Below are 21,392 nucleotides of genomic sequence, written 5' to 3'. Positions count from 1 at the left end.
CCGTTTTTCATTTGTCATTGCCACCGCCTCCGCCAGCACCACTGGGGATAGGGTTCGCCTCGCGTTCCAGATAGCGGAAGATGGTGCGCGGATCGACGCCGAGGTCGCGGGCCGTCTGGGTCCGGTTGCCGTTGTTGCGCTCGAGTACCTCGAGGACGTACTTGCGCTGGAATTCCTCTTTGGCTTTCTCGAGTGGCAAAATGGGATTTTCCGCATTCTCGATCAAATCGAGATCTTCGGGTCCCAAAAGCGTTTTCTCGCAGAGCACCAACGCCTTTTTGATTCGGTTTTCGAGCTGCCGAATGTTGCCCGGCCACGCATGCTTTTTGATGGCCGCCAAAGCCTGCGGCGTAAACCCGACGATCTTCGACGAAAGCTCGTCGGCATACTTGGACAACAGCGCTTTTGCGATGATGAGAACGTCGTCCCCGCGTTCGCGCAGCGGCGGAAGATAGATATTCACGACATTGAGTCGGTAATACAAATCTTCGCGGAAGCGCCCCGCGCGAATCTCTTCTTCGAGAATGCGGTTCGTGGCCGCCACGATGCGGATATCCACTTTTTCCGGACGCGAATCGCCCACGCGGAACACCACGCGCTCTTGCAAAGCGCGCAGCAGTTTCACCTGCAGGTTGAGCGGGAGCTCGCCGATTTCATCGAGGAACAGCGTGCCCTTGTCGGCGACTTGGAACTTGCCCGGACGCGAGGCCACCGCACCGGTGAATGCGCCTTTCACGTGCCCGAACAGTTCACTCTCGATGAGATTTTCTGGAATGGCTCCGCAATTGATGACCACGAACGGATGGGATGCACGATTCGAACGACGGTGCACCTCGCGCGCGATCAGCTCTTTGCCGGTGCCGGTTTCTCCCGTGATGAGCACCGAGATGTCCGTCGTGGCCACTTTTTGCAGCTTGCGGAACACCTCCATCATCGACGGGCACACGCCGATGATCTCGCCGAATCGCTTGTCTTTCAGCTCCGCGGAGAGTCGATCTTTGTCCGCGCGCAGCGCCGACAAGAGCATCGCGTTCTGCAAGATGAGCGACGCTTGGCCGGCGAAGATCGAAAGCACGTCGAGCTGCGAGCGCTCGAAGAGCCCTTTGACGCGATCGTTTCCAACGTACATCGCACCGATGACGTGCCCTTGAGCAACGAGTGGCGCGCACATGACGCTCGAAAGGCGAAGTGCAAGTACGCTTTCGCTGGACCCGAATTGTGCGTCGCTCAGCGCATCGCTGACGATGACCGGGCGGCCGGTCTCGAGCACCTTGCGCACGATGCTGTCCGAAACGAGGTTCGGCGCGTTGTTCATCGCCTCGCGACGAATGTGGCGCGAGGCACGCACCAGCGGACGCTTACCGTCGGTTTTTTCTTTCTCACCTTCCGTACCAGCAGCACTTGCTGGCGCCGCGCCGAAGGCGTCGTCGAGCAGCAGGATGAGACCCTTCTCACCGCCGGTGACTTCGAGAACCGCATCGAGCATCGTCTCGAGCAATTCGTCGAGGCTCTTTTGTGTCATCAGCTTTTCGCTGAACTCGAATAGCTTGCGCACGCCCGCGAGCGGGGTGTCCGCGGTCTCCGGAGCCCCTGGTTTTCGGGCCGAAACGGGGTCTTGCGGCTCCGCACGTGGCTCGTCGAAGACGCTGAACTGCAGCTCTGCATCGCCGAGCGTGAGACGGTCGCCGTGAACCAACCGCGCGCGCCGTTTCTTCTTCCCATTGATGAGAATTTCTCCCGCGCGGTCGACTTCCTCCAGATTGAAGTCACGACCGTCGAAGAGAATCTGCGCGTGCGTTTCGGCGATGCCCGGTGTCGACACGGCAACATCGTTGCCGAGCGCGCGCCCGATCGTGGAGACGGGCTTGAACAGCGAAAATACGCGGGGAGAACCTTGAGGAGGAAACCATTTCAATGTCGGCATGGCATTCGGACCCGGACACCAGCGCGGTACGTCTTCCGGCAGTGCGCGGGCTACGATCTATATATCGTGGTCTCACGCCAGATGGGCCCTCGAAGCGTTTAGCAAGCGGTCGGGACACGGGCCACTTTACGATTTCTCAATTGACTGGCGAGACATGGTGAGCGAAATAGAGGCCTCGCTCATTTGAGAAGTACATCGAGGAGGAGATTTCCATGAAGAAGGCAGCGATTTTTGCCGCGATTGCGTTGGGCATGGTGGCTTGCGGTGGGGAAAAGCCGGCGTCGGATCCGTCGTCGACCACGACCACGACGACCAGCCCGAGCGATCCGGCTGCCGCTGGCTCGGCCGCTCCGGCGTCGTCGGGTTCCGCGGCTCCGGCTACCTCTGCTGCGCCGACGACCCCGCCCGCGAAGTGAGGGACGGTTTCAGGTCGTTTGCCTAACGCAAATGATTGCACGAAGGGCCTCCTGAAAAGGGGGGCCCTTTCGTGTTTTGTATGGATCAGATCGTGTATGGGCACGTCCTTCATGCCCCGGTAGGCACAGCTATCACCCGCTATGCCCAGGTGAGCAGAAAGAAGGGACGCGTTGCATGAAATACCGGTTCGTTCAGGCCCGGCGGCCTTCACAGGCCTCATCCGCCATCGAGTTCTCAGTATTGCGCCGGTTCGTTCAGGCCTGGCGGCCTTCACAGGCCTCATCCGCCATCGAGTTCTCACTATTCCGCCGGTTCGGTCTGCTGATAATTGCCGCCACGTTGGCGCTGTTCGCTTGTGGCGGGAAAGAAAAGCCTCCGTTGACACCGGATGTGCCAGAAACCGAGACCTCGGCCGGTGACGCGGGCACGTTGCCTGCGCCGGATCCAAAGTGACAGTTCGATAACTGAGGTTTTTGCCCGGGCCCCGCTCGCGGGGCCGTCGGTATTCGCGTGACGCTTCTAAAATTCACCGAATGCGGAGATCATCGTGCCGCCGGGTGATGACGACATCGACATGCCCGGTAAAGCAGGTACTGGCGTCATTCCAAGTTGAAACGGAGCCTTGAAGTACCCGCTGCGGCGATCGCCATCATCCTTCAAATCGGAAGCGAGAACCGCGGCGAGGCCCAGTCCTGCAAGGCCGCCCGCTGCGTTGGCGATGAGGCCATGCCTCGGGTTCGAATCGGAGCCGATGTAGAAAAAGTAAACGACGGACGATAGTGCGGTTCCGGCGACGTAGCCGAGCCACATATATTTAAGTGTGTTGTACGAAGGGACGTAGAACGTCGATAGCGCGCCCGTGGCCGCGATTCCCACGTTGTAACCGAGGAAGCCCACGATGCTGGCCGCATCTTTCCAATCGCCACTGCTTGCACCTGCACCGAGCATGGTTCCGGCGATGGCTCCCCATGCCGACCCACTGGCAATAAAAGCCAGGCTACGTGGATCAGGTCTCAACCACTCCCCGAAGAAGTAGCCGCCGATGCCACCGCCGGTGGCCGACAGGAACGTCAATGTGGTGTAGCCCTGGAAGCTCTTCGACGTGAGCGCGTTGCCGCCCGTGTGCTGCCAGTGAAGGCCTGAAATGGCCAGGCCTTCCACCGCGCCGAGGGCGAGGCCCGTGGCCATGGACGAGGGGACGCCTCGGTGGAATCGGTCGTAATCGTCCCAGAAGTAGACACCGATCGGAAAGGCAGCGCCGAAGCCGATGGGGGCGAGGATCGCGAGACCGGGGTCGGTGATCTTTCCCAGTGCATCGATCCAGATGCCCGTGCCTACGCCGTAGGCGAGGCTCATTCCGTAGAGAAAGCCCATTTCCTCACTGCCGCGCTTATTGCTCTTCGACGGTGCGGGCGGTGGATAAGAGGGATAAGGCTGTTGGCCATATGGCGGTTGGCCATATCCATATCCCGGTGGCGGCTGTCCGTATCCGGGCGGCGGCTGTCCGTACCCTGGCGGCGGGGGTTGGCCATATCCGGGTTGCGCGTATTGCGCGTGGGCATCTCCATGTCCAAAAGCCAACACGAAGGCGCCAATCCCGAGCGTAAGCGGGTAAGCGAAGCGAACTCCAGGCATGGCGATGCCTCTATCGCAGTTCAGCTCGACGAAGGGGAAAATTCGGGTCCAAGTGGAAGGGACATCAGATCGACAACGCCCTTTTCCACGGATTTCCCTTCATAAAGTACATTGTAAACTTCGCGCGTGATTGGCATATCTACACCCATCTTCACGCTCAAGTCGCGGGCGCTCTTCGTTGTGCGCACGCCCTCGGCCACGTGACCCAATGCGCGGAGGATGTCCGTGAGCTTGCGACCTTTCCCGAGCTCCATCCCCACGGTGCGGTTTCGCGACAGTTCTCCGGTACAGGTGAGCACCAGGTCACCCATGCCGGCGAGGCCCGCCAAGGTGAGCGCTGAACCTCCGCGCGCCATCGAGAGGCGCGCGATTTCCGCCAGGCCGCGCGTGATGAGCGCTGCGCGTGTGTTGTGCCCGAGTCCGAGCCCGTCCACCGCACCGGCGGCCAGCGCGATCACGTTCTTGAGCGCGCCGCCGCACTCCACGCCGACCACGTCCTCGCTGGCGTAGAGACGCAAGTAGGGGAGGTGAAAGCGCTGCATGACCCGATGGCGCACGGCCTCATCGCGTGCGGCGATGACCACAGCGGTCGGGAGGTGCGCCGCGAGCTCTTTGGCGAAGCTCGGCCCGCTCAAGAACGCCAGGTTCGGTCCGGCGTGCGCCGGCAATTCGTGAACGAGCACCTCGTCCATGAACTCCAGGGTGTCGTTCTCGATGCCTTTGGTGGCGCTCACGATGAGCATGCCTTCCTTCACGTGCGGCGCGGCGAGACGCGCGACATCGCGCGTGGCATGGCTGGGGGCGACGAACACGATCATGTCGCATCCGTCGATGGCTTCGGCGAGGTTGCTCGTTGCCTGGAGGGAGTCCGGCAGGTGCGCACCTGGAAGGTAGCGCCCGTTCTCGCGCGTCCGGTTGATCTGCTCTGCCAGATCCGCACGGCGGCTCCAGACGAGCACGCGATCTCCCTTTTCAGCCAACACCTTTGCGAGCGCAGTGCCCCACGCGCCCGCCCCTAGCACCGCCACTTTTCCCATGGCCGGGAGAGTATCACTCCGGAGGTTTTAGGGGTTAGGGGGTAGGGGTTAGCTACGAAGAGGACTTCAACTAACCCCTAACCCCTTATGATACGCATGAATCCGATGCGAATGCTCCTGGGGGTTCTCGTTCTTGCCGTATCGGCTTCGGGCTGTGCGTCCTGTTCGGGGACCGGGCAGCGGATGCTCGGGGTCATCGAAGGGCCCATCAACGACCCGGGAAACCGCTCGCTGCGCCGCTCCATCATGGCCTTCGGCTTGAAGGAATTTTGCCATGAGATGACAACGCGTAACGCGCCGCTCAAGTTGAACGAGGACTCCCCGGTGACGGGGCGCTTCTACCCGCAGACGTGCTCGGCGCGCGAGATGTCCGATGGGAACCTATCGGTCACCTTCGGGGGACCCGGCTACGCGTGGACCAACGTGACGAAGAAGCTCACCTTCTCCACCAACGGCGCGATCGAATACGACCAGGACTTCCTCATGGAGGGCAGCACGATGTACGCGTACTTCCATACGAAGAAGCTCGCATCGAGCGATTTTCGTACGCAGATCATCGAGCAGCCCATCGCCAACATGATGAACCAGATCGCACCCATGGCGGATGGTATCGGCCGGCAGTTAGTGAACTCGCAGCTCTCACAGGGCTTCACCGTCATCCGCGAGGCGAACGGCACGGCGGACTTCACCATCGGCAAGGTCGACAAGGGAAAGCGCCCGGTGCACCCGTACGAGGTACGCGGAGAAGATCGCATCACGTACGAGAACCTCCGCACCGAGGTGCATCAGAATCAACGCGACTTCATCGGACCTATCGAAGTGGAAGACTCCGGTCGCGCCCTCTTCTTCACCGGTACCGTCGATGGAGGTGTGGCCATCGACGTGCTCTTCATGACCAAGAGCGAGGGCGAAGCTTCGTTGAAGCTGTATCTGGATTACCCGATGACAGGCCCTCTCTCGGGAACCCCCATCGCTGCCGATGTGATGCAACCGGGGGTGGCTTTCAAGAAAATCGTGCCAGTCCCCAAAGGGCTCTACTTCATCGTCCTCGACAACACCGCAACGGCAGGGCAGGTCGCACCCCCACAAAATCCGCTCGATGATCGCGCGGCGGCCGTAAGCTACGTTGCTCAAATCGGAGAAGCGCCTTGAGCATGACATCGGCACTTCAGAAGCCAGAAATTCCTGAGTATACTGGGCACGCGTGAGCTCACTCGACCCCTTCCGCATGATTGGAAAGACTCTGGCGGGTCACTTTCTCGTCCAGAGCTTGGTCGGGGAAGGACGCTCCAGCATCGTCTACAAAGGCCTGCACATCGGGCCGAAAAAGCCCGTCGCGCTCAAGTGCTACAAGCTTGGCTCGTGGCTGGACGCCGCCCGCGCGGAGACGTTTCTCAAGCGGTTCCGTGAGGAGAGCAAGGCTGCCTCGCAGATCGGCAAGGAGAACGCGGCCTTCGTGCGCGGCATCGGCAGCGGGATGACCACCAGCGACGAAGGCGTGTACATCCCGTACACCGTCCTCGAGTGGCTCGAGGGTCACTCGCTCGCGCGCGAGGTGGCGGAGCGCAGCCAATCGGGACGCCCGCTCACGGAGCTGCTCGTTCGGTTCGAGCCGGCAGCCAAGGCGTTGGCGCAGGCGCACGAGCAGAAGCTCGTCCACGGTGATTTGACCCTGGGGAGCTTCTTCCTGGTCAAGTCGGGTGGGGAGTCGCCGACGAAGATTCTCGATCTGGGCGTGGCCAAGGTGATCCGCGATCTCGCGCGCGAGATCGCTCCGGGCGAGGCGCCGCAGTTGATCGCGTCGCCGTCGCATGCGGCGCCGGAGCAGTTCGATCCCAAGTTGGGCGACTGGGGCCCGCCGACGGACGTGTATGCGCTCGCCTTGGTGCTCATCGAGGTGATGCGCGGGAAGGAAATTCCTTCCACGGGCGAGGAGAAGGACTTCGCGGCGATCGCGCTGGATCCGAAGAAGCGGCCCACGCCGCGGTCGTTCGGGATCTCGGTGTTCGACGCGGTGGAGAACGCGTTCGCCAAGGCCGTCGCACTGGCTCCGTCGGAGCGATGGTCGAGCGTGTCGGAGTTCTGGTCGGAGCTGGAAAGCGCGGTGCGCTCGGAGGAACCGACGCGGCGCGTGCTCCCGGCCGAGGTGCTCGCCGAGGAGGAGTCGGAGGAGATCGAGGTTCCATCGACGGAGCCGCGCCCCGCGGTGAAGCCCGCGACGGATGACACGTCGCCGAACGGTGTGTTGATCGATGCGACGGGCCTCGCGCCTTCGGTTCCGGCAGCCGCGCCCCCGCCGCAGACTGCGGCGCCGGCGGTTGCGGCGCCGCCGGAGCGCGTGTCGGCGTTGCCGGTGCCTCCTCCCGTCGCTCCTGTTGCAGCGCCGGCGAAGTCGATCCCTGCGCCGACGCGATCGTCGCCTTCGGCGGCGGCAGGGCTCGTGGGGGTAAGCAAATCGACGGCGCCTGCGGCATCCGGATCGGGCGGGCTGTTCAAGATTCCGCCGCCGACGCCCACCCTTTCGCCTTCGCCGAAGAAGCTGAGCGAGGCGGGGAGGATTACACCGGCTCCTCCGCAGCCGGGTGATGTCGCCGCCACCGGGCGCGCGTCGCAGCCGCATGCCATTCCGCGACCGGTGGTCGCACGCAGCTTCCCGTCGACGCCGGCGAAACCGCGTTCGGATCTTCCGCCGCAGCCGTCCAAGCTGGCGACGGTCACCGTGCCCCCGGTCCTCACACCTCTCGTTTCGGGCACGCCGGCTACGACAGGCACGCCCGCGACGTCGGGGCGCAAGCCGGAGCCGGTGGAGGTGCGGCGCGACACGCCGACGATGCCCATCGAACCGGTGTCGGATGTGCCGCGCATTTCACCGGTGGAGAGAGATGCGGCCCCCCAAGCCGGGCCTGGGGCCATGGAGATCAAGGCGACGCCGCCGCCTCCGCCGCCCGAAAAGGTGGAGAACGGGACCGATGCGCGCGTCGTGCGTGAGATGGTGCCGCCGCCGAAGGCCAATGTCTCCGTGGGTGATCTGCCCTCGGTGATGGTGGACGAGCCCGAGCCGCGGAAGGACAAAGACACGCGGCAGCGCGAAACGGTGCGCATCGCCATGCCCAACGCGACGCAGCCCAACGCAACGTCGCCGGTGCCTTGGGAGGCCGCCAGTGCGAACAACGCTTTGGTGGCACCGACCAAAGAAGATTCGGACTCTGTCGTCTATCCGCCGCGCACGGTGCGCAGGCGTCGTGGGTTGTGGGGCGTGGCGTTGGTCAGCTTCCTCGTCGTCTTCGTGCTCGGTGCCATCTTCATTGGCCTTTGGCACTACTCGACCGAGTTGCCCTGATTCGGAAGAACTCCGAATCAGGAGCGACGCGACATGAATCGAAGCTGTCCACTCGCCTTGGTGGGTGGTACCAATGGATGAAGTTCAAAATAATTCAAAAGAAAGAGAGGAGCGCCTCATGGCCGATTCACCGACTTCGCTTCGCCATGCCGATCCGGAAAAGCGCGATGATGCGACCCTAGCTCAGGAAGCGCAGTCGCATATCGGCAAGGGTCCGGCTCTTCAACTCGTGGCGGAGTTGCTGCAGAAACTACGAGTCGGTGGCTTCTCGTGGTGGACGCCCGAGCAAACGCGCTCGCTCTGGCCTGCGTCGGTACGCATGGGATGGTTGGTGCAGCGCCCGGATATCCGTCAGCGCATCACCACGGGCCTCACCGGCTTGGCTCCCCGCGCCGCGCGCAACAAGACACCGGAGTTCCAGGGTGCGCTCATCGACTCCGTCATCGAAGATGGTGACGTCACCGTCAAACAATTCGATGAAGCCTTCACCGTCGAAGAGATCGCGGTGTACGGCCCCACCGGCGAGATCTGGCAGAAGTTCCGCGAGCGCCTGCCGTGGGATCAGGACACGCCGTCGCATCAGGAGCTGGTGTCCTGGCTCTTCGAAGCCTTCCTCGCCTCCCAAAGCTCCGTCGGGGGCTATTCGCGCAAGCCGATCCTCACGTCGCTCGCGCTGCGCACGGCCATCCCGGGCAAGATCTGGCACACGCGCATCCCGCTCGAAGTGCGCGTCGCCATCGATGACCTGCGCTTCCAGCGCGAGAAGGTGAAGCCGAGCGAAGCCTTTCACGCCATCCACGATCTGAGCGTGGCGACGCCGTCGATCATCGCGTCGAACATCGCGCTGCGCGAGCTCACACGCGTGGTCGACGTGGCGGAGAAGTCCATGGGCTTCATCCCGGGCGCGAGCACGGGCAAGCCGGCCAGCTCCAACAACGTGGGCGGCAACAACAACCGGCCAAGCGGCTCGCAAAAGGCCGAGACGCCCAAGCCGGTCGATGCGGCGCCCGGCGCACCTCCCTTGCCACCGGGCGGTCGGGGGGCGGCGGACGAAGACTTCGCCTTCGACGACGATCCGGATTCCGACGAGAAAACGGCGGAGCACGGGGGCGCGCGGAAACGCGAGCCCGTGGCGGATGCCAAGCGGCGGTAGCGCACGCTCCGATTAGGAACCGCCCCGCAAGCGGCTTCTGGGCCCAACCCCGTAAGACTCGAAGATTGCTCTAAAGTGAAGGTGGGTCTATAGAGCCAGGTGGATCCCACACACGCTTCATGAGTTCCTCCGTCCACGAACAAAACGACGCTTCTGGCGAGCGAGAGCGTGGCGACGAGGAACGGCACGTCGCTACGGCATCCGCGAGTAACCCGGGCGGTGGTCCGCCCAGCCATCCCACGCCATCCTCGGGCTCGCCGGAGTCCGAGGGCACGTTCTCGCGGCTGCTGCGCACGTTGTACTTCGTGCTGTGGTTCCTGTTGGCGCCGCTGCTGCTGGCCTGCCTGACGATCTGGGCATTGACCCCGCCGAGCGGGCTGGAGCACGAAGGTACGCTGGGGTGGCTCGAGTCCCTGGTGCGCGAGCAGCCGGTGCCGTTGGGCATCGCTCTGTTTGCCGCCTTCGAGATGGCGTTCTACGCGGTGCGCTTCCGCCTGCCGCTCTCGCGCCATGCGCACCCGCCGCTGCGGCCGGACATTCCCGAGAGCCTGCGCACCACCTTCGAGCGCGCACGCGGTCTTCTGGATGAGGCCGAGATCATCCTGGCGCGCAACGAGAAGGCCATCGCACGCGATCTCTCGCTGAAGGAGCGCGAGAAGCTCCGCATGGAGCTGGAGCGCCTGCGCGACACGATGAAGGCGGCGCCCTTCAACGAAGAGGCTTTCCTCGAGGCGCTCGTGCAGGCTGACGGCGAAGTCGACGTGCGCCTCGGCCGATGGCGCAAGAGCGAGGTGCGCGAGTACATCGAGTCGATTCTCGTGGCGGTGGCCGTGGCGATGGCCCTGCGCGCGTTCGTGGTGGAAGCGTTCAAGATCCCCAGCGGCTCGATGATCCCGACCTTGATGGTGGGCGATCACATCTTCGTGAACAAGTTCACCTACGGGCCGTCGATCCCGTGGACGCACGCGCGGGTGTGGAAGAGCCTTCCGCCCGAGCGCGGCGACGTGATGGTCTTCGCGTTTCCCGAGCACCCGGAGCAGGACTTCATCAAGCGCGTGATTGCCTTGCCGGGCGACAAGCTCGAGGCGAAGAGCGGTCATCCTTGGATCAACGGCTGGGAAGTGCCCCACTGCCTGGTGGGCACGTATTCGTACAGCGAGTTCGATACGCCCACGGGCCGCCGCGAGGGCGATCTGTACATCGAGTACCTCGGCGACGAGGCGTTCCTCACGCTCTACGATCACTCGGGCGGAGGCTCGGATTACCAAGGCCCGTATTACGTGAAGCCGGGCGAGGTTTACGTGATGGGCGACAACCGCAACAACAGCCATGACTCGCGTCTGTGGTTCGGCGGGCAGGGTGGCGGCGTCCCTTACGAGAACATCCGCGGGCGTGCGTTGTTCGTGTGGTTCAGCGTCTCGGACTCGGGCATGGCCTGGTCGCGCCTCGGCGCCCCCGTGATGGGACGGCCCCGGCTGCCGCAGCACTCGCCGCAGCTCGATGGAGCCATGGCCAAGTGCCTGCGCGAGCGCCCGGCCCAGACGAACCCGCCGCCGCCGACGTTCCTTCGAGGCGAGGGCGAATGATCCGCCGCGTGGCCATCGCGCTGATGCTGGTGACGGGGTTGGTGATGGGCGGTGCCTGCAAGACGATGCAGCGCAGCGCCGCGAAAGATCCGCAGCGCTGCGAGCGCGATCCGGGCTGCACGAGCAAACAGGACAAGTCGAAAGACTGCGTCACGGCGTGCGCGGACAACATCGACTGCATGGATCGCTGCCGCCAGGTCACGGGGCAGGGGCGCTAGCCGTACCCCCCCCGCCAAATGCGGACGTTGTCGCCGTCGACGTCTACGGGCTTGCGAGTGAGCCCTCCTCGCCTCGCGACTTCGTTGCCTTCTTCTCCTGGGCGAAGTAGCGGCCCGTGGCGGTTTTGGCCTTGGCGAGTTGCTTCGGGGTGCCCTCGAAGACGATTTGGCCACCGCCGGAGCCGCCCTCGGGACCCAGTTCGACGACCCAATCGGCGCAGGCGATCATGTCGGGGTGATGCTCGATGATGACGAGGGTGTCGCCGCGTTCGACGAGGCGCTCGAGCGTCGCGATGAGGCGGCGCACGTCCGTGAGGTGCAGGCCCGTGGTGGGCTCGTCGAGCACGTACACCGTGGGCTCGTGGGCCATGCCGGCGGTGAGCTCCGAGGCGAGCTTCAGGCGTTGCGCTTCGCCGCCGGAGAGCGTGTTCGAACCTTGGCCGAGCTGCACGTAGCCGACCCCGAGCTCGACGAGCGTCGAGAGCGGGCGCGCAATCTTCGGGTGCGCGTGGAAGACGCCCGCGGCATCCTCGCACGAGAGGTGCAGCACGTCGCCGATGGTGAGCCCCAGGTAGCGGATGTCCAACGTGGCGGGCTCGAAGCGCGCCCCGCCGCAAGCCTCGCAGGGTGAAACCACATCGGGGAGAAATGCCATCTCGGCGACGATGGAGCCCTGGCCCTCGCACGCGGGGCAACGTCCGCCCTTGCCCGCGTTGAAGGAGAAGCGCCCGGGCGTGTAGCCGCGCACCTTCGCCTCCGGAAGGCCGGCGTAGAGGCGGCGGATGTCGTCCCAAATGCCGAGGAAGGTCGCAGGCACCGAACGCGGCGTGCGCCCGATGGGCGACTGATCGACCGCGAGTGCGCGCCGCACGTGCTTCGCGCCCTTGAGCGCGGAGAACGTGCCCGGTTCGTCGCCGACGAGCCCGAGTTCGCGGCGCAGGGCAGGGTAGAAGACCTTGCGCACCAGCGTGCTCTTTCCGGAGCCGCTCACCCCCGCGACCACCGTCATGCGCCCCACGGGGATGCGCAGGTCCACGCCTTGGAGATTGTGCGCACGGGCGCCGGTGAGCTCGATGAAGCGGTCCGCGGCAGGTCGATTGGGGCGGGCCACGCGTGCGGTTTCGACGAGCGCGCGGCCGGTGGGCGAACGCGGATCGGCGAGCACACGCGGCGCAGGGCCTTCGGCGACGACATGCCCGCCGAGCCGTCCCCCGCTGGGGCCGAGATCGATGAGGTGATCGGCGGCTTGGATGGTCTCGGCATCGTGCTCCACCACGACCACGGTGGAACCCGTGTCGACGAGGCCGCGCAAGTTGGAGAGCAGGTTCTTCGTATCGCGCGGGTGCAGGCCGATGGTCGGCTCGTCGAGCACGTAGAGCGCGCCGGTCAGGCCGCTCCCGAGTTGGGCGCTCAAGCGAAGGCGCTGCATCTCGCCGCCGGAGAGGGTCGCTGCGGCGCGATCCATGGCCAGATAACCGAGCCCCACGTCGACCACGAACGCGAGCCGTCGCAGAAGCTCCGCGTGCGGCGCGCGCGCCACCTCCGCATCGCGCCCCTGGAATTTCCACTTGCGCGCCTCGGCGAGCGCCGTGGCGACATCGCGCCCGACGAACTCGGGGTACGTTTCACCCTGCAGCCGCACGCGTCGGGGTACGGCGGAGAGCCGAGTACCCTCGCAGGTGGGGCAGGGATCGGGGACATCGTCCTCGTATTCGACGGGGGTGAAGCCCGTGCCTTCGCAGGCTTCGCATTGGCCCTGCTTCGTATTGAACGAGAACCACCGCGGGTCGAGCTCGGGCACGCCCGTGCCGCAGCGGCTGCAGCTTTGCGTGGTGGACCAAATGCGGTCGCCCACGCGGATCGTGCCGTTGCCAAAGGAGAGCGCCAGGTCGAAGGCTTTTCGCTCGAGGGCCTCGAGGCTTCCCGTGTGCACGAGAAGATCGATGGTGTGCTCCTTGGCCTTGGCGAGCTTCGGCGGCGGATCGATGGTCACGAGATCGCCGTCGACCTCCGCCTCGGTGATGCCCGAGCGCGAGGCCAGGGTGAAGAGATCCTTGTACGTGCCCTTTCGTGCGCGCACGGCGGGGGCCCAAACGCGGTGCTTTCCACGGCCGTGCTCCGAGGCGAGGCGCGAGAAGAGCTCGTCGGCGGAAACGGCGGCAACGACGGCGTCGCACTTGGGGCAGTGAAGTTCACCGACCTTGGCGTAGAGCAAGCGGAGGTAGTGCGCGACCTCGGTGACGGTGGCCACCGTGGAGTTGGATCCGGCGCGCGAGAGCCGCTGTTCGAGTGCGATGGACGGCGGGACACCCGTCACGCGCTCCACGTCGGGACGCGGCAGCATGGGGAGAAACTGACGCGCGTACGGCGTGAGCGTCTCCATGAAGCGTCGCTGACCCTCGGCGAACACGACGTCGAACGCCAAGGAGGACTTGCCCGAGCCGCTCGGGCCCGTGATGACGCAGAGCGAGCCGTGCGGAATCTTGCACGAGACGGACTTGAGGTTGTGCTCGTGCGCGCGCTCCACGGTCACCGCATTCACGACGGGCACGGGCACGGGCACGGGCACGGGCACGGGCACGGGACGGCGCGAGGCGCGTTCGCGCAGGGCGATGCCCGTCTTGGTGTCGCCCGTGGCCATGTCCTCGGGCGTGCCCTCGGCGACGATGTTGCCGCCATATGGACCGGCGCCGGGGCCCAAATCGATGACCCAATCGGCCGCGCGGATGACGTCGAGATCGTGCTCCACGACCACGACACTCGCGCCTTCCTCGACCAGCGACGAAAGCGCGCCGATGACCGACACGGTGTCCTCGGCGTGGAGGCCCGCGCTGGGCTCGTCGATGACGAAGAGGGTACCCTGCGCGGGCTCGGTGAGCGCGCGTGCGAGCTTGAGGCGTTGTGCCTCGCCGCCGGAGAGCATCGAGAGCGGCTGCCCGAGTGGGAGATACCCGAGGCCCACGCGCACCACCGGCTCGAGGGCGCGCTGCAAGACGTAGTCGCGCTGCGACGGCGGGTCGAAGATGCGCAGCGCTTCGGAGACGGTCATCTCGAGCACCTGGCTGATGTCGTAGCCACGGTACTTGACGGCGAGCACCTCGGGGCGGAATCGCTTACCCTGGCAGACGGCGCAGAGAAGCGTGACGTCGGCGAGGAACTGCATCTCCACCGTTTCGTAGCCTTCGCCGGAGCAAGCCTCGCAGCGTCCCGACCGCGTGCTGTCGCCGCCCACGTTGAAGGAGAAATGCGACGCGGTGAAGTCGCGCTCCTTCGCCTCCGGGGTGGCGGCGAACAAGGCGCGGAAGCGATCCCACGCCTTCGTGTACGTGGCCGCGTTCCCGCGCGCGGTGCGGCCGAGCGGCGCCTGGTCGACGAGGCAGGCGCGCGCGATGGGCTCGGCGCCGGTGATGCCATCGTGCTCACCGGGGCGGGGGACCTGCGAGTCGCCGAGGTTGCGCGCGATGGTGCGGTAGAGGATCTCCTCGACGAGGGTGCTCTTGCCGGAGCCGCTCGGGCCGGTGACGACGCAGAGGACCCCAAGGGGGACGTCGACGCTGACGTCGCGGAGGTTGTTCGCGCGGGCGTTTCGGATGGAAAGCCGCTCCGTGGCCACGAGCTTCCTTCGCGGCTCGGCGCTCGAAAGCCCCGACAACGCCCGGCCCGTGGGCAAGTCCTTGCGCTTGCTCAAGGCCGAGGGCGTTCCGTCGAAGAGGATCTGCCCGCCCTCTTTGCCGGCGCCAGGACCCAGTTCCAGCACGCGATCGCAGGCGCGCACCACCTCGGTGTCGTGCTCGATCACGAGCACGGTGTTGCCCGCATCGGACAGGCGACGCATCACGCGTGCAAGCGCAGGCACATCGCACGCGTGCAGGCCCACCGTAGGCTCGTCCAAGACGAAGAGGGCCCCCGTCAGCGATGCGCCGAGCGCCGTCGTGAGCCCTGCGCGCTGCGCCTCGCCGCCGCTCAAGGTACGGGCCTGGCGATCCAAGGTCAGGTACCCCAGGCCGACGGCATCGAGGTAACCGAGGCGCGCCGCCAGCTCCTCACGCAGCCGTTTGCCCTGAGGATCGCGCACCGCGATGTCCCGCACGCGCGTGAGCGCGTCGCCCACCGAAAGCGCGTGCCACCCGGCCAAATTGAGACCGCCCACCTGGTACGCGAGCGCCGTCTTGTTGAGACGCGAAGCGCTGCACGAGGTGCAGGCCACGTAGTCGCGGTAACGCGATAGAAAGACGCGCACGTGCATCTTGTACGTGCGCGACTCGAGCCATTTGAACCAAGCGCGCACGCCCGGGTATTTCCCCCCGTTCCATGTGCCCTCGCCCTCGATGACCTGCGAGCGCTGCTTCACCGCGAGCTTCTCCCAGGCCACATCGACGGGGATGCGCTGCTGCTTGCAGTACTTCATCAGCACGCCGCGTTCCCACTCCGCGCTCGACCCGGCCCAAGCCTTGATGGCTCCGTCCTCGATGCTCTTGCGCGGATCGGGGATGACCTTGTCCCAATCGATCTCGATGGTGCGCCCGAATCCGCGGCACGCCTCGCACGCACCCAGCGGCGAGTTGTAGGAAAACAACGCCGGCCGTGCCGGCTCGAACGCGCGCGCGCACTTCGGACACGAGAGCCCGCGCACCACTGGCACGTGCGAAGAGCCGCCGTTTGCTGCATCGGGGAACAGCTCGCCCGTCGGCTCGACGCGCAACTCCGCGCGTCCTTCGCCGCGTTCCCAGGCCAGCTCGATGGCTTGCTGCAAACGCCGCTGGTCCTCGGGGCGCACCATCAGCCGATCGAGCAGCACCTCGACGCGAATGTCGGGCGCCGTGGCCTCGCTGGGGCGCACCTCGTCGATGTCGCGCACCGTACCGCCGACCATGAGCCGGCGGTATCCGTCGCGGACCAGGTTCTCGCGCAGCTCGAAGAAATGCTCGGGATCCTCCGCGCGAATCGGATAGCTCACCGTTGCGCGGGCCTTGCCCACCTTGTTCACCAGGGCGCGCGCGGCTTGCTCCGGCGTCGTGGCCACGGCTTCCACGCCGCAATCGGGGCAGGTGGGAACCGCCTCGCGCGCGAACAGGCCCGCGAAGTACGGCTCGAGATCGGCCATCGTGGCCAATGTCGAACGGCTCGACTTGATCGGCGCTCGCCGGTCCACGGCCACCGTTGCGGCAATCGGATCGAGCTGCTCGATGGGCGGTCGCTCGAGCCGCTCCAGGAATTGCCGCGCATACGGGCTGAAGCTCTCCACGAAGCGCCGCTGCCCTTCCGCATACAGCGTGTCCAGCGCGAGCGACGACTTGCCTGCGCCGCTTCGACCCGTGACGGCGACGAGTTGGCCCGGAGAAAGAGTGAGATCGACGTTGCGAAGGTTGTGCGTACGCGCACCACGGAGAACGACCGGCAGCATGAAGGCCAGGCAGTGTAGGGCTGCCTCGGTGCGTTATCTATGGCGCGGCAACGTTATGCGGAAGGTCGCGCCCGTTCGTGTGCCTTCGCGGGTCTCGCTGGTATTGCCCGCCTCGGTCATCACCAGCGAAAGCCCGCCTGCATGCGCCGCGGCAATACGGCGGGCCAGCGCGAGGCCGAGACCGGTACCGCCCTCGCGCCCGGTCACCAGCGGATCGAAAATGGTCGGCGCAATCTCCGACGGCACCCCCGGGCCATCGTCCCCCACCTCGATCACGATGGCTTGCGCCTCCATCCACGCACGCGTCGTGATGGTTGGCGCTTGCGGCAGGCTCGCGTGGATCGCGTTCTCGTAGAGCGCGTGAAACAGCCGTGTCGCCAGCCCTGCGTGCGCGCGCACCCGCACGTCGGCCGGCGTGATGGCATCATTCCAGCGCGCCGCGCCCGTTCCGATCTCGGCCCGCGCGGCCACGAGCACGTCGTAAAGCAGAATCGGTTCTGCGTGCGCCGGCTCGCCCCGCGCGAGCGACATGAGATCGTCCACAATGGAATGCGCCAGCCGCGCATGGCGCTCGATTTTGTGGATGTGCGGTGCGCTCGCGGAAGGATCCTGCCGCGCGACGTATGCGCTGGCGGTAATGACCTGCAGCGCGTTCCGTAGTTCGTGCGCGACCTCCGCTGCGATCTCTCCGATGGCGATGAAGCGCTCGCGCGCCAGCTCGTCGTCCGCCGTGCGACCCACAGCTCTAGCCTAACAGCGGTTCGGCTCCCTTCGTTTGCTCATTTGGAAGAAGAGTAAACTGCCGCACGGTCGAAATTTTTCAGTATGAAGACGAGCTCCGCCTAGAGCGCGCGCAACAGACGTTTGCCGAATTCATTCGCGGCCAAGAGCAGCAGGGCCAACCCCACCCGCCGCCCGGCCTCGGAAAAGAAGCCTTGGGGCGGAGCTTCGGGAACCAAGCGCTGCACGAGCGCACGCCGCCAGTCGTGGCGAGCGCGCTCGAGTGCACGATGCTGGCGCACCGCCGTGGCGGTGATCCCCACGACGAGCAGTCCCGCCACGGCGAGGCCGACAGGTGCCACCACGGTCTTCGCTTGGTGACCCATGCGCACCACGCTGTGCCTTCGCCGGTCGAGTACGTCGAGCGTTTCAAACAGCCTGGTTCGTGCGATTTCTGCTTGTTGCTGAAGCTCGGTGTGCCGATCGATTTGAAGCGTCATGCCACGTGCTCCTTGAGTTCTTTGATCTCCCCCTCGATGCGCCGCCGCGTTTCCTCGACGGGCTTTCTCGGCACGAGGCGGTATGCGACCGCGCCCGCCACGCCGGCCACCACCAGGTAAATGCCCGAAACTGCGAGGGCGATGAGGGCTCCGCCGCCGAGCGCGAGCACCAACGCCATCGTCGCCGTGGCCAGAAAGAGCAACGCGGCGACGAGCGCGACCGCGCCGGCGATGACCGCCCGCTTGGCCGACGCGAGCTGCTCGCGGGCTTCTTCCTTGGCCAACCCCACCTCGATGCGCACGAGTTCCCGTGCGTCCTCGAGGGCCCGTTTGATCAGTTCGCCCGTGGGGGCCTCGTCGACCGAACGTGGATCCATGATAGGAAGAGGTGCATTGCCCGTGCCGGAGGTCCGGCGCTCGCGCCGGCCGACTTTCAACTCAGAGTGCCTCTCGACCTATGGATGACAAGCTTCTAGCCCATCGCATTGCCGAACGTCGCACGTTCGCCATCATTTCTCACCCCGACGCGGGGAAGACCACGCTCACGGAGAAGCTTTTGCTTTACGGGGGAGCCATCAAGCTGGCCGGCGCGGTGAAGGCCAAGCGCGGGCGCGCCTCCGCGGTGAGCGACTGGATGGAGATGGAACGCGAACGCGGCATTTCCATCACCTCGAGCGTCCTTCAATTCCCGTACCGCGGCCTGTCCATGAACCTGCTGGACACGCCGGGCCACGCCGACTTCAGCGAGGACACGTACCGCACCTTGCACGCCGCCGATGGCGCGGTGATGCTCCTCGACTGCGCCAAGGGCGTCGAGGCGCAGACGAAGAAGCTCTTTCGCGTCTGCCGCCAGCGCAAAATGCCCATCTTCACCTTCGTGAACAAGATGGACCGCCCCGGTCGCGAGCCGTTCGATCTGGTGGGCGAAGTCGAGCACGTGCTCGAGATTGGCGTCTACCCGGTGACGTGGCCCATCTACCGCGGCGCCACCTTCCGCGGCATCGTCTACCGCGGCTTCCACAAGGACGAGCAAAAGCGCGTGTACCTCTTCGATGCGGCGCGCGCCGGTGTTTCGAGCGCGCTGCAAGGCTCCGAGGTGGCGCCGGTCACCGTCACGGGGCTGGACGATCCCGCGCTGAAGAACGAGCTCGATGCCGAGGGCTACGAGCGGCTGCTCGAGGAGTCGGCGCTTCTCGACGAAGCGGGCGACGACTTCGACGTCCATCGCTTCCTCGCGGGCGAGGTGTCGCCCATGTTCTTCGGCAGCGCGATGAACAACTTCGGCATCGAGGCGTTCCTCGGGGCCTTCTGCGAGCGCATGCCGCCGCCGGTGGCGCGCGAGGGCTCCAAGGGCCGCGTCGATCCGCTGGAGCCGTTCAGCGCGTTCATCTTCAAGATTCAGGCGAACATGGATCGCTCGCACCGCGATCGCGTGGCGTTCATGCGTGTTTGCTCCGGGCGATTCGAGCGCGGCATGCGCGTGCTGCACGTGCGCAGCAAGAAAGACATGCGCCTGGCCAATCCGACGACGTTCCTCGCGCAAGAGCGCACCATCGTCGACGAGGGATTCGCCGGCGACGTGCTCGGTATCTACGATCCGGGGGTCTTCGAGATTGGGGACACCCTCACCTCGGGCAAGGATTTCACCTTCGAGGAGATCCCGAGCTTCTCGCCCGAGTACTTCGTGCGCGTGGGCATGATGGATCCGATGCGCCGCAAGCAACTCAAACGCGGCCTCGACCAGCTGTCCCAAGAGGGGACCATTCAGCAGTACACCCCCGAGCGCGGCGGCGATCCGATTCTCGGCGCCGTGGGCCGGCTGCAGCTCGAGGTGGTGAAGTACCGCCTCAAGTCGGAATACGACGTCGACGCGCGGCTCGAGCCGATGCAGTGCGAATTCGTGCGCTGGGTCTCCCGCGAAGACGGCACCGAGCTCGATCTTCTCGCCTTCGATCGCGAACGCGTGGGCATCCCCGCCCGCGATGTCCGCGGCCGCGCCGTCGTCCTCTTCGCCGGCGAATGGCAACTGAACAGCGCCAAACGCGAATTCTCGGGCATCAAGTACACCGAAACCGCCTTCGGCACCGCGGTGAACACCCGCTAGACCCGATCAGCAGCCGGAGAATTGAACAGGGAGGGGGGGAGGCGGGGAGGGATACGGCACACAAATCCCACCGCGCACCGAAGCTTTTTTTTGGGGTTTCAGTTGGCTCCCTAAGCCAAGTGAAAAAACAAAAAAGCCTCGGTGCGCGGTGGGATTTGTGCCGTATCCCTCCCCGCCTCCCCCCCTCCCTGTAAAATCCTTAGCCGTTTCAATGCGACCTAGAGCGATTCGCTGCAGTCTTCTTTGATGCAGGCGGTGTCGAGCCACCAGGGGTGGGTGGTGGTGGCGTCGAGGTCTTCGGTGGTTTTGAAGACCTCGTAGCGGCCGGTGAGGGCGGCGTCGCGGGTGCGGGCGAGGAGTTCGCGGACTTGGGCTTTGGACATCGGCTTGAAGGTGCGGGCTGCGCGGATGGCTTGATCGAGAATGGCCATGCTGTCGCAGCCGGTGACCACCACCGACGTGGGCAGGTTCAGCGCGTAGTGAATGCACTCGATGGCATTGACCACGCCGCTCTGGAGAATGACCCCGTTGCCGGTGGACTTCATGCCGAGCACGCCGATGCCTTTTCGCAAAAGCACCGGAAGCACGTGGTGCTCGAAGCTGCGGAAGTGCGCGTCCATCACGTTGAGCGGCATTTGCACGGTATCGAAACAGAAACCGTATTTGTCCGCCGTCTCCAGCATCTTCAAATGAATGCTCGGGTCCTTGTGGCCCGTGAATCCAATGAATCGGATCTTTCCCGCCTGGCGCGCCTCGATGAGCGCCTCGATGCCGCCCTCCTTGAAAGCGCGTTCGGGATCGCTGTCGCGAATGACCTCGTGCACCTGCACCAGATCGATCATGTCCGTCCGCAATCGCCTCAGCGACTGCTCGAGCTGCCCTTTGGCCGAAGCGCGCGTGCGGCCGTCGAGCTTTGTCATCAAAAAGACGCGGTGCCGGTATCCATGGCGAAGCGCGAGGCCCATGCGCCGCTCGGCCTCGCCGTCGTGGTAATCCCAGCAATTGTCGAGAAAGTTAATGCCACGATCGATGGCCGACTGGATGATGCGAATCGATTCGCTCACCTGCAGTTGCGGTACGGAGGCGTGCCATCCGCCCAGGCCCACCATGGAAACGGAAACACCGGTCTTGCCGAGCTTTCGTCGAGGGATGGCGACGCTTTCGTCTTCGAGAGCTTGCGACGAAGCTTCGCCGTCATCCGTCTGCAATTCCTGATTGCAGGCGCTCGCGAGGATCGACAATGCAATCGATCCGAGAAAGGTACGACGCGGAATACCAGGAATGTGGGCGCTCATAGCGTCGAGCTTCGCACGGCCCAAGCGCGTCCATCATCTACGAAATTGACATCGGACAA

General features: G+C 65.1%; 16 protein-coding genes. 7 read left to right on the top strand and 9 right to left on the bottom strand.

Annotated features, from left to right (window positions below):
- Positions 1-7: 7 nt before the first annotated feature.
- Positions 8-1,924 carry a sigma 54-interacting transcriptional regulator gene (locus LZC95_36955; protein ID WXA92029.1) on the bottom strand — a complete coding sequence of 639 codons (1,917 nt, stop codon included), beginning with the start codon at positions 1,922-1,924 and terminating at the stop codon, positions 8-10.
- 136 nt (positions 1,925-2,060) lie between these two features.
- The gene (locus LZC95_36950) at positions 2,061-2,381 is read right to left on the bottom strand and encodes a hypothetical protein (GenBank protein WXA92028.1); all 321 of its coding nucleotides are present in this window, start codon (positions 2,379-2,381) and stop codon (positions 2,061-2,063) included.
- Between the two features lie 134 nt (positions 2,382-2,515).
- Here LZC95_36950 and LZC95_36945 point away from each other — a divergent pair, with 134 nt between their 5' ends.
- Positions 2,516-2,794 (top strand): hypothetical protein, encoded by a 279-nt coding sequence (locus LZC95_36945; protein ID WXA92027.1) that lies wholly within the window; start codon positions 2,516-2,518, stop codon positions 2,792-2,794.
- Between the two features lie 66 nt (positions 2,795-2,860).
- Here LZC95_36945 and LZC95_36940 read toward each other — a convergent pair whose 3' ends face one another.
- Together LZC95_36940 and LZC95_36935 are read right to left on the bottom strand one after the other, a co-directional pair.
- Positions 2,861-3,976, bottom strand: coding sequence for a hypothetical protein (locus tag LZC95_36940; protein ID WXA92026.1), 1,116 nt, complete (start codon positions 3,974-3,976; stop codon positions 2,861-2,863).
- A 20-nt stretch (positions 3,977-3,996) separates the two neighbouring features.
- Complete coding sequence (locus LZC95_36935; GenBank protein WXA92025.1) at positions 3,997-5,013, bottom strand: NAD(P)-dependent glycerol-3-phosphate dehydrogenase; 1,017 nt, start codon at positions 5,011-5,013, stop codon at positions 3,997-3,999.
- 96 nt (positions 5,014-5,109) lie between these two features.
- Between LZC95_36935 and LZC95_36930 the strand changes: the two genes are divergently transcribed.
- The 5 genes from LZC95_36930 to LZC95_36910 all read left to right on the top strand — a co-directional run bounded on the left by LZC95_36930 (position 5,110) and on the right by LZC95_36910 (position 11,310).
- A complete protein-coding gene (locus LZC95_36930) occupies positions 5,110-6,165 on the top strand; it encodes a hypothetical protein (GenBank protein WXA92024.1) in 1,056 nt (351 codons plus the stop codon).
- A gap of 52 nt (positions 6,166-6,217) precedes the next feature.
- The gene (locus LZC95_36925) at positions 6,218-8,353 is read left to right on the top strand and encodes a protein kinase (GenBank protein ID WXA92023.1); all 2,136 of its coding nucleotides are present in this window, start codon (positions 6,218-6,220) and stop codon (positions 8,351-8,353) included.
- A gap of 118 nt (positions 8,354-8,471) precedes the next feature.
- Positions 8,472-9,506, top strand: a complete 1,035-nt coding sequence (locus LZC95_36920) for a hypothetical protein (protein WXA92022.1) — start codon at positions 8,472-8,474, stop codon at positions 9,504-9,506.
- A gap of 119 nt (positions 9,507-9,625) precedes the next feature.
- A complete protein-coding gene (gene lepB / locus LZC95_36915) occupies positions 9,626-11,092 on the top strand; it encodes a signal peptidase I (protein WXA92021.1) in 1,467 nt (488 codons plus the stop codon).
- Positions 11,089-11,310, top strand: coding sequence for a hypothetical protein (locus LZC95_36910; protein WXA92020.1), 222 nt, complete (start codon positions 11,089-11,091; stop codon positions 11,308-11,310). The genes lepB and LZC95_36910 overlap by 4 nt, the downstream gene beginning before the upstream one ends.
- 43 nt (positions 11,311-11,353) lie before the next feature.
- On the opposite strand, the gene uvrA is transcribed toward LZC95_36910, so the two are convergent.
- From uvrA to LZC95_36890, 4 genes are all read right to left on the bottom strand, one after another.
- On the bottom strand, positions 11,354-16,714 hold the full coding sequence (uvrA, locus tag LZC95_36905; protein ID WXA92019.1) for an excinuclease ABC subunit UvrA: 5,361 nt from the start codon (positions 16,712-16,714) through the stop codon (positions 11,354-11,356).
- Positions 16,715-16,747: 33 nt separating this feature from the next.
- The gene (locus LZC95_36900) at positions 16,748-17,455 is read right to left on the bottom strand and encodes a HAMP domain-containing histidine kinase (GenBank protein WXA92018.1); all 708 of its coding nucleotides are present in this window, start codon (positions 17,453-17,455) and stop codon (positions 16,748-16,750) included.
- A gap of 101 nt (positions 17,456-17,556) precedes the next feature.
- Positions 17,557-17,934, bottom strand: a complete 378-nt coding sequence (locus LZC95_36895) for a hypothetical protein (protein WXA92017.1) — start codon at positions 17,932-17,934, stop codon at positions 17,557-17,559.
- On the bottom strand, positions 17,931-18,311 hold the full coding sequence (locus LZC95_36890) for a phage holin family protein (protein WXA92016.1): 381 nt from the start codon (positions 18,309-18,311) through the stop codon (positions 17,931-17,933). Before LZC95_36890 ends, LZC95_36895 begins: the two co-directional genes overlap by 4 nt.
- An 80-nt stretch (positions 18,312-18,391) precedes the next feature.
- Here LZC95_36890 and LZC95_36885 point away from each other — a divergent pair, with 80 nt between their 5' ends.
- Positions 18,392-20,038 (top strand): peptide chain release factor 3, encoded by a 1,647-nt coding sequence (locus tag LZC95_36885; GenBank protein WXA92015.1) that lies wholly within the window; start codon positions 18,392-18,394, stop codon positions 20,036-20,038.
- 218 nt (positions 20,039-20,256) lie between these two features.
- Here the strand turns inward: LZC95_36885 and LZC95_36880 are convergent, their stop codons facing one another.
- Positions 20,257-21,333 (bottom strand): aldo/keto reductase, encoded by a 1,077-nt coding sequence (locus LZC95_36880; protein ID WXA92014.1) that lies wholly within the window; start codon positions 21,331-21,333, stop codon positions 20,257-20,259.
- Between the last annotated feature and the right edge of the window lie 59 nt (positions 21,334-21,392).

The organism is Sorangiineae bacterium MSr12523 (assembly GCA_037157775.1).
In the GTDB taxonomy this organism is placed as follows: Bacteria; Myxococcota_A; Polyangia; order Polyangiales; family Polyangiaceae; genus Pendulispora; species Pendulispora brunnea.
The sequence above is the reverse complement of the archived record's forward strand: the minus strand, read 5'-3'. Positions and strand labels throughout refer to the sequence as shown.